This window comes from Reinekea blandensis MED297 (assembly GCF_000153185.1).
GTDB lineage: Bacteria > Pseudomonadota > Gammaproteobacteria > Pseudomonadales > Natronospirillaceae > Reinekea > Reinekea blandensis.
The window spans coordinates 619,727-631,991 of record NZ_CH724152.1; the positions used below are offsets into that span (position 1 = coordinate 619,727).

A 12,265-nucleotide genomic window follows, 5' to 3' on the forward strand; every position below is an offset into this window, starting at 1 on the left:
TGACCGGCAAGTTACGAGTCATCGTTTAGCTCGCCTTCACGACCACGACATCGCATTCAGCCTGTGAACAGATTTTCGCAGCTGTGCTGCCGAGGGTGGGTCGACCCAGTTGAGAGCCTCCGCCACGGTGACTGCCAATGAAGATGGCACCGGCCTGAATGTCCGTCGCGGTTTTCAGGACCTGATCGCTTGGTAATCCCTGGCTGACCTTCAGATGAATACGACCTTCATTGGCGGCGATATGATGCTCGGCGAAGGCCATGAGCTGGCTGCGTATTTCATCGATGGCGTTTTCATCGGCTTTAACCGGAGCTACCGCCAGCAGCGTGATGTCGGCGTTACCGTAACGCAGATGAAACAGCGCCTTCTCCAGTATTTGCTCGCCAATCGTCGGGACAGAGACATCAATCGGTGCGAGAATATGTTGATACATAATCGTTCCTGATCCGGGTTAACTTTACGGCCTGATGTCCCTGGCTCTCGATTCAGCGAGCGCCGGAACCGGCGATAATGCCCTGACAGTCGGAGAACTGTCAGGTCTACGACTTTACAGTTTAGGCGTTGAGCCGCGGAAATCCACAGTCGTTCAACTAAGCTCTGGAAACTTTCTGGAACCACCCCCATACAGTGGACTTTCTCTGAAATCGTTAACTAAGGAAAATCGTAAACCATGCAGGTTTTCTGGCAACTCCGTTGGTTTTTCCGTCAACAGTGGCGGCGTTACACCATTGCTTTGGTCGCGTTAGTGATCGTGGCCTTTGCGACCATGTTGCCGCCATGGATGATTGGTCAGATTGTTGATTCTATCGGCCAGGGCACCATCACGCGCGAGAGCCTGTTTGTTCAGATTGGTTGGATACTCGCCGCGGCGGTGATCAGTTATGCCATGCGGGTAACCTGGCGGATTGCGTTGTTTGGGGCCAGTTACGATCTGGCCAATGTACTCCGCCAACGCATCTTCCTGCATTTGTCTGTGCAACCACCGTCGTTTTTCCAGAAAATGAAGACCGGTGACCTGATGGCCCGCGCCACCAATGACGTGCAGGCGATTGAAATGACCGCCGGAGAAGCAGTTTTGGCACTTTTCGACGGCGCCTTGACCGGTTTGATGGTACTGCTGGTCATGACGTTGTTCATTTCGTTTCCCTTGACGCTGATTGCGCTGCTACCGTGGCCGATTGTCGGGTTTTTTATGTGGAAGTTTGGCAAAGAACTGCACGCGTCTTTTCATACGGCACAGGCCAAGTTCAGTGAACTGAATGATGATGTTCAGGAGAGTATTTCGGCGTTGCGGCTGACCCGGGCGTTTGGTCGGGAATTGGTTGAGCAAGCCCAGTTTGATGCCATTGCTATGGACGCTAATGCGGCCAATCAGCGCGTGGCGCGAACCGACAGCAAATATGACCCGGTCATTCAGATGGGTGTCGGTTTTTCCTTCTTACTCAGCGTGGCGGGCGGCGCCTGGCTGATTGTTCGTGGTGATCTGACCTTGGGTCAGTTGACCAGCTTTACCCTGTACTTAGGTTATATGATCTGGCCGATGTTTGCCGTTGGCTGGCTGTTGAACCTGGTCGAACGTGGTCAGGCGGCGTATCAGCGTATTGATGAATTATTGAACATGACGCCAGCCATTGCCGATCAGGGCACCGATGAGTCGACTCATCAGCCAACCCTGTCCATGGCCATTAACGAGTTCCGGTATTCCCCGCAGGGTGAACCGGCGCTGCAGGACATTCATCTGACGGTGCCGAAGGGGCATCTGTTAGGGATTGTCGGACATACCGGTGCGGGTAAATCGACCCTTATCCAACTGTTAACCCGTGCCGATGAAGGACCCGATTGCCGCATTGAACTGGATGGTGTGGCTATCGACCAGTTAACGCTCCATAACCTGCGTCGTCATCTGGCCTGTGTTCCACAGACCCCGTTTCTGTTCTCGACCACCATTGCGGAAAACATTGCTATGGCTCGCCCGGACGCCACTCAGGCCGAGATTGAAGCCGCAGCCAATGTGGCACAGGTGCATGAAGACATTCTGCGTTTTCCGGATGGCTACCGAACCGAAGTTGGCGAACGTGGGGTGACGCTGTCGGGAGGGCAGAAGCAACGCATCGCCATTGCCCGGGCGTTGTTGCAGGACGCCCCGATCCTGATTCTTGACGATGCGCTGTCGGCTGTGGATGTGAAAACTGAGCAGAGCATTCTGGAGCATTTACGCGATGCGCGTCAGGGTAAAACGACACTGATCATCTGCCACCGATTGTCGGCGGTAGAGACGGCCGATCACATCATCGTTTTGAATCACGGGGAAATTGAGGAGCAGGGAACCCATCGGGAACTGCTCGCTGCCGGTGGTAGCTATCGACGTACGTTCGATTACCAGCAGTTGGAGCAGGTAGTGGAGGCCGGACAATGAAGACAACCTTTGTACGGTTACTGACTTACGCGACGGCTTACAAGCGCACGCTGATTTCGGCGTTCCTGCTGTTGTTCCTGGCCACCGGTGCCAGTGTGCTGGGACCTTACCTGATCAAAGTCTTCATTGACGATTATCTGACTCCCGGGCACTTTGACTGGCCGGATATCGGGGCGCTGACGGCGTTGTATGTTGCCGCACAGCTGATTGCGGCCGGTGCCTTCTTTATGCAGGCCGTGCGTTTTAATCGCATTGCGCTGGACGTCATTCAGCGCATTCGCCAGCAGGTCTTTGCGCATGTGATGACCCTGCCGATGGCCTATTTTGACCGGACGGCCACCGGAAGTCTGATCAGTCGGATTACCAACGACACGGAGGCGATCAAGGACCTGTACGTTAACGTCATTTCGGTGTTTGCACAGAACATTGTCCGGGTGCTGGGTATTCTCATTGCCATGGCGTTTCTGGACATCCGGCTGATGTGGATTTGTGCCACGCTGATTCCGGTGGTGATGACGGTGATGTTTCTTTATCAGCGTCTGTCGACACCGATCTTTCAGCGGGTGCGCAGTCTGCTCAGTGACATCAACGCCCGTCTGAATGAAAGCATTGAAGGTATGAGTGTGATTCAGTTGATGAATCAGCAAAAAGCCTTTGGCGCGGCATTCCGTCGAACCAGTACCGATCATTATCGCGCGAAAATCCGCAACATCATCGTCGATGGTTTTCTGTTGCGGGCGTTGGTGGATTTCATCTATACGTTGTTGCTGGCGGCATTGTTGTTCGGGTTTGGCTGGATGGAGTTAAACGCGACCGGTGCGGTTCAGATCGGTGTGATTTACGCCTTCATGAACTACCTGGGCAATATTACGGAACCGCTGATTGATATGACCTCCCGATTGAACATGGCGCAGCAGGCGCTGGTATCTGCCAGCCGCGTATTTGATCTGATGGCTGAAACGTCGGCCCTGACACCAGATACGGCACAGGTGCCGGCGTCTATTGATATTGAGTTCGATCTGCAACGGTTCAGCTACGATGGACAGAAAGATGTGTTAACGGACATTCAGTTTCACGTGGCCCCGGGTGAGTTTGTTGGCATTGTCGGTCACACCGGCTCGGGCAAGAGCACCCTGATGTCGCTGTTGATGAACTTTTACCCGGTCGAGCAGGGTCGTGTCACTATCGGCGGCTGCGACATCGGTCAGTTGTCAAAAACCGACCGGACCCGGCTGATCGGTTTTGTACAGCAGGACGCCTTTATCTTCTCCGGTACCATTGCCGATAACATCCGTCTGGATCTGGATCTGACCATGGATGAAGTCATCGAAGCCAGCCAGAAGGCGCAGTTGCATGAGGCCATCATGGCCATGCCAAATGGCTATCTGACCGAGCTGACCGAGCGTGGCAAGAACCTGAGTACCGGCCAGCGTCAGTTGCTCAGTCTGGCCCGGACTCTGGCGCGTCGCCCGGAAATCCTGATTCTCGATGAAACCACTGCGAACATCGATAGTCATACCGAAGCGCTCATACAACAATCGCTGATGGCGTTGCGCGGCGAAGTGACGCTCATCGCCATTGCCCACCGGCTCAGCACCGTAAAAGACGCAGACAAGCTGCTGGTGTTGCACCAGGGGCACATTCAGCAACAGGGTCGACATGCCGAACTGATGCGGGTTGACGGGCTGTACCGGCACCTATACCAGCTTCAACAGCAGAAAGACCCACTGACTGAGGCCGAAGCCTGATCGCGACGGGCGCCCAAGCGCGTCCGCAGTCTAATCTGATCCGACATTGTTGTTGGAACAACGCGATGGCGCTATGGTCTAAGCACATTCGAGTCATAACAACAAAAAAGGAGAGAGCGATGCTGACGTATCAGGGGAAATGTCATTGTGGTGCGGTCACCTTTGAAGTCACCGCTGAGGAACCTTTAACGGCGGGAGCCCGCTGCAACTGTTCACTGTGCCGCCGCAAAGGGTTCGTGATGGCGCTGCTGCCGAGCGAGAACTTCCGCTTGACCGGCGGGGCGTCGGAACTGACCGACTATCAGTGGAACACTCAACAGGCGCATCATTATTTTTGCCGTCACTGCGGCATTTACACGCACCATCAACCGCGCACGGCACCGGATAAAATCGGCGTCAATGTCGGCTGTATTGATGAGCTGGAACCACTGACCTTTGATGTGGAGCTGAGAAACGGTCAGGCCCTGTCCATCGAGTAAACCGCTCCTACTTCAGGGCACCTCTAATAAGTCTGATGGTGCTATGGCTTTTCAGAAAAAGTGGCTGTCTAGGCGCGGTTTGCAGTGAATGTCGGGACTTTTGCAAAAACCGGAACAACGACAGGCGCTTTTTCTGAAAGTCGGGATGCCGCACCACCCTCCGGGCGGGCCTGAACAGCCCAGTGGGCATCGTAATCAATAGCCGGATATAGAATATCTATGATCCAGCTATCAAATCTCGCCACTGAACCGTTCAGGCTCCGCAGAGTTCCCTCAGACTTATTAGAGGTGCCCTTCAATAAAGCGTCTGTTCTTCCAGCTGCGCTTCGCCGCCTGCCGCGTTTTCGCGCAGCCAACCCCAGATCCGCCGGGTGGTTCGGTCGATCGATGGCTTGCCATAGGTGCTCTGGCGCAGTGCGTCGTGGATCTGTTGGTAGTCTTCGTTTTCTGCTCTGGCGGCCGAGGCTTTGCGTTCTTTGGCCCGACGGTGGGCGTAATCGCTGTCGGTCATGTACAGATCCAGCATCGGAATGGGCAGCTCCCCGATAAATCCATCCAGGTCCGGATACTGTCCAGGCGCTTCCACCAGAATGAGCCCATAGCCGTCCTGCTCGGCTTCCGTCAGGTTCTCAGCGAGGTATCGGGCGCCCCAGTAACCGCCGTCACCAAAACCTAAAATGACGATATTGAAATCGCCCAGACTGTTCAGCCGCGCCAGCCCTGCTCGGATGCGAGCCAGCACGCGTTCATCAGGCGTTTGTTGTGGTGTCTGAGCACTGGCCGTATCCGTGTCGTCCAGCGGTAGTACGCCAACGGCGTCACGCGCTGGCGTTGGTAAGTCGATAGCGAGCGTGTTCCAGCCAACATCCGGCAAGTACTCACGGGCTTGCTGCAGCAGGAAAGGCCAGTTCGGGGTATGGCCGACATCGTGCAGAATCAGCAGGCCGCCCTGGGGGGTGGCAGTGCGTTGTTGCAGGCTCAGGGCAATAAAGCGTTCGGTGTCGGTACTCAGTTCGATCACTTCCTCGCCGCGCAGTGCGTTGCGGTAATGCTGCTGTATATCCAGTGATTGTTGCAGTTTTGGCATGGGTATCGGTGCGGCCAGCGCCGACGCGCCACTCAGGGTGACGAATACGGTTGTCAGAACGGCGCATGCCGCCAATGCAAATTGACCTCTCATTCAGAACCCCTAGAATGTCCGCTCCCGTCAAAGTGAGGTAGCTGTCCGATGTCTGAGTTTATCATTGCCCCGTCCATATTATCGGCCGACTTTGCCCGTTTGGGTGAAGAAGTGGATCAGGTCATCGCCGCTGGTGCGGATTGGGTGCATTTCGACGTGATGGATAATCATTACGTCCCGAATCTGACCATCGGACCCATGGTCTGTAAAGCCTTGCGTAACCATGGTGTTAACGCGCCCATCGATGTGCATCTGATGGTTTCTCCAGTAGATCGGCTGATTGGCGATTTTGTTGAGGCCGGTGCCTCCATGATTACCTTTCATCCGGAAGGCAGTGAACACATCGATCGTTCCCTGCAGTTGATTAAAGACGCCGGATTGAAAGCCGGGCTGGTGTTTAATCCGGCGACGCCTTTGCACCACCTGGATTACGTGATGGATCGGATCGATATGATTCTGATCATGTCGGTAAACCCGGGCTTTGGTGGCCAGTCCTTCATTCCGTCGGCCCTTGATAAACTGCGCGAAGCCCGCCAGCGTATTGAAGCCAGTGGCCGGGATATTCGCCTGGAAGTCGACGGCGGGGTGAAGGTCGACAATATTCGCGAGATCGCGCAAGCCGGTGCAGATGCCTTTGTGGCGGGGTCTGCTATTTTTAATGCGTCAGATTATGCCGGCGTCATTCAGGACATGCGCGCGGAACTTGCTCGCCTTTAACCACTTATTTATCGCGCCTGGGTGTTCGCGCCCGGGCCGGGTACTTTACCGTCAACAGAAGGATTTCCCTTGGAAGAATTATTGGTTTTTGATCTCGACGGCACCATCCTCAACGAACACGAGCAACTGTCCGATGTGACTCGTCATGCCTTATCCGAACTCGATCGTCTTGGTATCAACTGGACCGTGGCGACCGGACGCATGCCTCAGGGCGCACGTGAAGCCTTACCCAACATCGCCTTTCAACATCCGCAGGTGTACAAAAATGGCGTGCTGATTTGGGATCTCAACGAAGATAAGGTGATCAGTAAGATACCGATGGATCGCGATGAGGTGCTGGAAGCCTGCAGGCGCCTGCACCAGCATGGTATTAACCCGTGGCTCAATACGCTCGATCATGAAGATAACATCGGCGCGGTCATCAGCGGGATTTCAAGCGATCGTGAACAACAATGGGCCGATTACATGGCCGGGGAAGGCATCGTGGTTCAGACCCGGTCGGATTATGCGGAAGTAACCGACCACATTCTCAACATCTTTGCCGTGACTGACAATCCGGCGGTGATGCAGATGGCTGAGGAGTTGGCCGACATTGAAGGCGTTACCGTCTTTGCCGGTCACGACATGTACAGCCCGGGTAATTTCTGGATGGATATTCACCATACCAGTGGCACTAAGGGCGATGCCGTGAAGCTGATCAAAGAGCAGCTGGGCGCGAAGAAGATGATCAGTTTTGGTGATTCCGACAACGATCTGTCCATGTTCCGGCTGGCGGACGAGTGCTATGCCATGGGTCAGGGGCTGGACGAACTGAAAGCAATTGCCACTGCGACCATTCGACCGAATACCGAAGATGGCGTGGCCCGATTCCTGGCGGATCGATACGGCTTCAACCTTCCGGATTAAGGCTTCTGTGCCGGTGGCTGCAAAACTCAGCCACCGGTATGCAGTTGCGTCAGCACGTACGCATGCAGGGTGATGATGTCGGCCTCATCAACGTCCAGGAACTGTAACCCGTAATACCAGGTTTCTTTGGCTTGGTTGAACTGGCGGGTACGTACGACAGATTTCAGATGCAGAATCCGCTCAACGCTGCTGACTTCAATTTTGAACACCAGATCCATTTCATCGCCTTCTTCAACCTGCAGGTCCTGGCCGTGAATGCGGGCGCCGTTCGTTGACAGGTCATCCAATACGGCCGACAGGGTTTTTCGACGATCTTCAATGGTGACCATGGCCGAACAGATCAGATGAACCTTAGCCCGGATTGATTTGCGCACTTCTCCGACCACCAAGGCTTCCGGCCAGGCCAGATGCAGATGCGGAAAGGGGAGTACGCTGACATGTTGGACGGTGGACTGAAATGCGCAGGCGCCGTTGATCTGGTTGACAAATAAGCGCACTTTTACCGCTGTTTTCGCCTTAATTGACATCGCAACGCCCTGTTTTGTTGGCGTGGACACCAACACCGAACGGCCCCGTTGGTACCCAACCAGGGTACTTCGATCCCGGTTTTCATCGTAGCCTTCGAACTCAAGTTGTAACGGTTGCCCCGGAAGCAGTTTGAGGCTTTCAAAGGTGGTATTTTTATTTTCAGTCATGAGCTGGTCAGGTTGTCTTTTTTATCAGTGTTTAGAATAGGCGGAGTTTGAATCATTTGCATCTCCCGTCGACGATTTCAACGGATTTTCTGAAATGATCGGGGCGGGTGCTTTACCGAAATCGACCTGCACCTCTCAGATTTCGACACAGGCATTGACGCGGCAAGGGAAGTCACGACAATAGCGCGCCTGATAATCGAACGAGGCAGGTTATGGATCAAGCAACACTGAGGGCGCATCTGGCGCTGGTTCTGGCCATGGTGATCTGGGGCAGTTCGTTCATTGCTCTGAAGTTTGCCGTCACGGAAATTCCCCCCATGATTGTCGTGTTCCTGCGCATGGCCGTCGGTTCGGTTTCGTTCCTGGTTGTTTGGCCCTGGTTGCGCCACGGTTTTGTCTACCAAAAAGGCGATTGGAAGTATCTGGTGGGCATGGCGCTGTTTGAACCGTGCCTGTATTTTCTGTTTGAAGCACAGGCACTGCAATACACCAGTGCCGGCCAGGCGGGGATGGTGACGTCCATTTTGCCGATTATGGTCGCCGCCACGGCTTTTATTTTCTTAGGTGAGCGGAACTCGCTTCGTCAGTGGACCGGCTTTTTTATAGCCGTGACCGGAGTGGTCTGGATGACGGTCACCTCAGAAGTGTCCGATCAGGCGCCGAATGCGTTGTTAGGGAATTTTCTTGAGTTTATGGCCATGAGCATGGCGGTTGGTTACACACTGCTCGTGAAGCACCTGACGAAGCGCTATTCGGCTTTTTTATTGACCGCTTTGCAAAGCTTTGTCGGCGCGTTGTTCTTTCTGCCGTTGTCTTTGGCGTCGGAATGGCCCGCGCATCTTTCGATGCCGGTCATTGGCGCCATTGTTTATCTGGGGCTCGTAGTGACCATCGGTGGCTATGGGCTCTACAACTATTCGATGCACCATGTCACCGCGTCGACAGCAGCGGGCTACACCAATCTGATTCCGGTCGTATCGTTGATGTTTTCAGTGCTTCTGCTTGGCGAACGACTGGTGTTGATGCAATGGTTGGCCGTTGTTCTGGTGTTTGCCGGAGTGTTTCTCAGTCATGACCGCAAACCCATAATCCCTAAAGACGTGCCTCCGGGAATCACCGGATAAAGCGCCGCCGGTGGTTCATAAATGTGAAGTACTGAACGTTTATGACATTTAAGGCGGACTTGAGTCTCATTTCGGTTTACTGCGCAAAGCGCTTCACCCTCCAATCACCGATACTGCCTCCGTGTCGGAGTGTGAGAGTCGGTGATGAAGGTCTCTGTTGTCAGTCTGTTTGTTTGCATAAGTCTGGTTGGGTGTCTACCGGAAAGCCCATTGTCGCCTGATGAAGATAGCGGTGCTGGTGGAGGGGAGTCCAGTGGAGAGTTGACGGTCGATTTGACATTGGGCACGTCGTCGCCATCGAACATTGACTATCCGGTGACGGTGCGAGCCCGTATCGAAGGCAGTAAAGGTGCTCAATACGAGCTGTCCTTGAATGATTCGGTCATTGAATCGGCCAGACTCCCTTCAACAGGTACGAACATTGGCGGACCCTTTTCCGGAACGGAAGGCCCCACCAATTACCGGTACGTATACTTTGTGATCGGCGAACCCGGTGGGCATCGCATTGATGTGTCACTGACCCGCGGTGATGAAACCGTATTGACAACCGAATCGTTGACGATCGGTTCCGTCTGTGACGCGAATGAAAACTTTTATGCTCAGGCAAATCTGTCGACCCGGTTCAGTTGTGGTAACTGCCACGAGCCCGGTGGTAATGCCAGTTTCATCATTGATGGCAGCAGTTACGCGAGCATCGCTCAAACGGATAAATATACGAGCAGTAACCCCTACATTATGGCCAATATGCCGGCGAACTTAGACCCGACGCCGGAAGGACGGGGTGGCGAGTTGGTACATTCCGGAGGTGAGAAGTGGACACAGAGCAGTCCGACTCACATCCGCATGCTCGAGCTGGCTTATCGGGTAGCGAACGATTTCAGTTGTCCGAACTGACACTTAAGAAACCGTTTTAAACTCCCGCGGGACCGAGTTCTTTGCGCAACCAGAGCATGGACGCGCCAGGCGGATATCCACTGAGTTCGCCGACAACCCGATAGCCCAGGTTTTGATAAAAGCCCGGAGCCTGAAAGCTGAAGGTTGACAGTTTCACTTGTCGGCAGTGTCGCTCTTCGAGGGCACGGGTTTCTGCCTCAAGTAACAGCAGGCTACCTAGTCCGGTATGTCGGTGGGGCTCGGCAACCCAGAGATAGTCAATATCCAGCCAGCCCCAATAGGTTTCGCTGACAAGCCCGCCAATCAGTTCCGAGTGCTCATCAAACGCAAAAACATCCAACGGTTTTCCGCCTTCAGCGCGAATGTCCCGGTGCCACTGCGATGTCTGATCATTGAACGTCCGCAGCTGTTTTACGACCTGCTCACGCAGGTCATCATCCGCTGTGTCGTTGATTTGCAGGTTCAGTGTGCTCATTCAGTCGTTCGATTCCAGCGCGTCGAGTGTTGGCAGTGACGTGAAAGCACCTTGCCGGGCTACGGTGTAAGCACCGCACTTGCTGGCAAAGAGGGCCATTTCTTCAAGCGTTTTCTGATCCGTCAGGGCTTTACTCAGATCGGGCTGCTCGGCGAGGGCAAACAGGAAACCGCCGGTAAAGGCATCGCCGGCAGCGGTGGTATCGACGACAGTCGTAGCCGGGGGCGTTATTTCTGAGTTGACCCCTTTGGCGAGGACGCGAATAGGTTGACCACCATCAGTAATCAGTACGGTCGTGACGCCCTGTTCAATGGCGTGACGGACAAACGCCACTTCGCCATCGGGTGAGAGATAATCCAGTTCTTCGCGGGATACCTTGATCAGATCGACGTGTTCAAAACAGGCCAGAACCCGGTCCCGATCCGCTTGACCATCCGGCCATAGGTTGTGTCGCAGGTTAATATCAAAACTGGTGATGCAGCCTTGTTTACGAGCGTTTTTCAATGCCGCCAGAGTCGTTTTGGTGATGTTGGCGTCGGTCAATGTGTTTGAACAGAAATGAAAGATGTCGCTGCCGATGAACCACCGGTCTTTGACGTCAAACTCTGTCAGCAGCAGATCGGCTGTCGCATCGCGATGAAACTCAAAAGACCGCTCACCATCGTCATCCAGAAAGACAAACGCCAGCGCGGTTTTGGCGGTTGGATGCAGGCTGAGATGCTGAGTATCAACGCCGTAAGTCTCTAAGGATTGAGCCAGGAATTGACCAAAGGTGTCGTCACCCACCTGACCGGCAAACCGGGCATCACCGCCCAGGCGCGCGATCGCGACTGCGACATTGGCGGGCGCGCCTCCGGGAAACTGCCGGAAATCGGGAATGTTGATCAATCCTTCCTGCCGGTGGCCGGTGTTCAGAAAGTCGATTAAAGCTTCGCCGAAGCAGGTAATGGCGCCCATATGGTGTCCTCAGTGCATGATTAAAATGACTCGGGCCGAGTTTAGCGTGCCTCGCGCTGTAAATGAAACAGACCATTCATTGAGTTAAAAATAGTGCGCAAAACGTTGCGATAGCTCAGTCTCTAGGCAAGCTTAGGAGACTGAATCGTCATACGAGGCACAGGATTGTGGATCCTTTTTCGGTACTGGAACTGTTTAAAGTCGGCATTGGTCCGTCATCATCTCATACGCTTGGACCGATGCGGGCCGCGAATCGTTTTGCAGCCCATTTGAGTGAACGCCAGATGTTAACTGCTGTGCGGCATTTGCGCGTGAATCTCTATGGGTCATTAGCGCTGACTGGAGTTGGCCACGCCACCGATAAAGCGGTGGTGCTGGGTCTTGCCGGACTCGACGCCGCCACTGTCGACCCGGATGAGGCTGAGCAACTGTTTCAGTCGATTCGCTCAGGCGAGCCGTTGGTGGTGAACGCAGAGCAGCCGATTCCTTTTCCGCTCAATGAAAGTGTTCGTTTTCTGGGTGAGGTGTTTTTACCAGAGCACCCGAATGGTATGCGCTTCAGTGCGCTGGATGAGCACGGTGTCGAGCTGCATGCTGAAACCTGGTACTCCGTCGGCGGCGGAGCCATTGCTAACGAGTTGGCGAAAAACGCCGCTGAACGTGACCTGTGACCG

Annotated in this window: 13 protein-coding genes; 8 read left to right on the forward strand and 5 right to left on the reverse strand. The window is 54.3% G+C overall.

Annotated elements, in window-relative coordinates; genetic code table 11:
- Positions 1-25: 25 nt before the first annotated feature.
- Positions 26-433, reverse strand: coding sequence for a universal stress protein (locus MED297_RS14450; RefSeq protein WP_008046170.1), 408 nt, complete (start codon positions 431-433; stop codon positions 26-28).
- Positions 434-670: 237 nt separating this feature from the next.
- Between MED297_RS14450 and MED297_RS14455 the strand changes: the two genes are divergently transcribed.
- The 3 genes from MED297_RS14455 (at position 671) to MED297_RS14465 (ending at position 4,643) form a co-directional block, all read left to right on the forward strand.
- Positions 671-2,416, forward strand: a complete 1,746-nt coding sequence (locus MED297_RS14455) for an ABC transporter transmembrane domain-containing protein (RefSeq protein ID WP_008046172.1) — start codon at positions 671-673, stop codon at positions 2,414-2,416.
- Positions 2,413-4,164, forward strand: a complete 1,752-nt coding sequence (locus MED297_RS14460) for an ABC transporter ATP-binding protein (protein WP_008046173.1) — start codon at positions 2,413-2,415, stop codon at positions 4,162-4,164. The genes MED297_RS14455 and MED297_RS14460 overlap by 4 nt, the downstream gene beginning before the upstream one ends.
- Before the next feature lie 119 nt (positions 4,165-4,283).
- A complete protein-coding gene (locus MED297_RS14465; protein WP_008046174.1) occupies positions 4,284-4,643 on the forward strand; it encodes a GFA family protein in 360 nt (119 codons plus the stop codon).
- A 295-nt stretch (positions 4,644-4,938) separates the two neighbouring features.
- Here the strand turns inward: MED297_RS14465 and MED297_RS14470 are convergent, their stop codons facing one another.
- Positions 4,939-5,823, reverse strand: coding sequence for a DUF3530 family protein (locus tag MED297_RS14470; protein ID WP_008046176.1), 885 nt, complete (start codon positions 5,821-5,823; stop codon positions 4,939-4,941).
- Between the two features lie 48 nt (positions 5,824-5,871).
- Here MED297_RS14470 and rpe point away from each other — a divergent pair, with 48 nt between their 5' ends.
- Together rpe and MED297_RS14480 are read left to right on the forward strand one after the other, a co-directional pair.
- A complete protein-coding gene (gene rpe / locus MED297_RS14475; RefSeq protein ID WP_008046177.1) occupies positions 5,872-6,540 on the forward strand; it encodes a ribulose-phosphate 3-epimerase in 669 nt (222 codons plus the stop codon).
- Between the two features lie 69 nt (positions 6,541-6,609).
- Complete coding sequence (locus tag MED297_RS14480) at positions 6,610-7,446, forward strand: HAD-IIB family hydrolase (RefSeq protein WP_008046179.1); 837 nt, start codon at positions 6,610-6,612, stop codon at positions 7,444-7,446.
- Positions 7,447-7,472: 26 nt separating this feature from the next.
- Here MED297_RS14480 and MED297_RS14485 read toward each other — a convergent pair whose 3' ends face one another.
- Positions 7,473-8,141 (reverse strand): flagellar brake protein, encoded by a 669-nt coding sequence (locus MED297_RS14485; RefSeq protein WP_008046180.1) that lies wholly within the window; start codon positions 8,139-8,141, stop codon positions 7,473-7,475.
- Between the two features lie 212 nt (positions 8,142-8,353).
- Here MED297_RS14485 and MED297_RS14490 point away from each other — a divergent pair, with 212 nt between their 5' ends.
- Both MED297_RS14490 and MED297_RS14495 read left to right on the forward strand, forming a co-directional pair.
- Positions 8,354-9,265, forward strand: a complete 912-nt coding sequence (locus MED297_RS14490) for a DMT family transporter (RefSeq protein WP_008046182.1) — start codon at positions 8,354-8,356, stop codon at positions 9,263-9,265.
- A 210-nt stretch (positions 9,266-9,475) separates the two neighbouring features.
- Positions 9,476-10,159, forward strand: coding sequence for a hypothetical protein (locus MED297_RS14495; protein WP_008046184.1), 684 nt, complete (start codon positions 9,476-9,478; stop codon positions 10,157-10,159).
- A gap of 16 nt (positions 10,160-10,175) precedes the next feature.
- Here the strand turns inward: MED297_RS14495 and MED297_RS14500 are convergent, their stop codons facing one another.
- Positions 10,176-10,634: a GNAT family N-acetyltransferase gene (locus MED297_RS14500; protein ID WP_008046185.1), complete on the reverse strand. Its 459-nt coding sequence runs from the start codon at positions 10,632-10,634 to the stop codon at positions 10,176-10,178.
- Positions 10,635-11,591, reverse strand: a complete 957-nt coding sequence (locus tag MED297_RS14505) for a carbohydrate kinase family protein (RefSeq protein WP_008046186.1) — start codon at positions 11,589-11,591, stop codon at positions 10,635-10,637. It lies immediately after the preceding gene.
- Between the two features lie 167 nt (positions 11,592-11,758).
- Here MED297_RS14505 and MED297_RS14510 point away from each other — a divergent pair, with 167 nt between their 5' ends.
- On the forward strand, positions 11,759-12,262 hold the full coding sequence (locus MED297_RS14510; RefSeq protein WP_008046187.1) for a serine dehydratase beta chain: 504 nt from the start codon (positions 11,759-11,761) through the stop codon (positions 12,260-12,262).
- The last annotated feature ends 3 nt before the right edge of the window (positions 12,263-12,265 follow it).

Bases quoted from the DNA above. Each gene is read 5' to 3' on its own strand.
- MED297_RS14485 (WP_008046180.1), bottom strand. From the start codon at position 8,141: ATGACTGAAAATAAAAATACCACCTTTGAAAGCCTCAAACTGCTTCCG.
- MED297_RS14455 (WP_008046172.1), top strand. From the start codon at position 671: ATGCAGGTTTTCTGGCAACTCCGTTGGTTTTTCCGTCAACAGTGGCGG.
- rpe (WP_008046177.1), top strand. From the start codon at position 5,872: ATGTCTGAGTTTATCATTGCCCCGTCCATATTATCGGCCGACTTTGCC.
- MED297_RS14450 (WP_008046170.1), bottom strand. From the start codon at position 433: ATGTATCAACATATTCTCGCACCGATTGATGTCTCTGTCCCGACGATT.
- MED297_RS14500 (WP_008046185.1), bottom strand. From the start codon at position 10,634: ATGAGCACACTGAACCTGCAAATCAACGACACAGCGGATGATGACCTG.
- MED297_RS14505 (WP_008046186.1), bottom strand. From the start codon at position 11,591: ATGGGCGCCATTACCTGCTTCGGCGAAGCTTTAATCGACTTTCTGAAC.
- MED297_RS14490 (WP_008046182.1), top strand. From the start codon at position 8,354: ATGGATCAAGCAACACTGAGGGCGCATCTGGCGCTGGTTCTGGCCATG.
- MED297_RS14460 (WP_008046173.1), top strand. From the start codon at position 2,413: ATGAAGACAACCTTTGTACGGTTACTGACTTACGCGACGGCTTACAAG.
- MED297_RS14465 (WP_008046174.1), top strand. From the start codon at position 4,284: ATGCTGACGTATCAGGGGAAATGTCATTGTGGTGCGGTCACCTTTGAA.
- MED297_RS14470 (WP_008046176.1), bottom strand. From the start codon at position 5,823: ATGAGAGGTCAATTTGCATTGGCGGCATGCGCCGTTCTGACAACCGTA.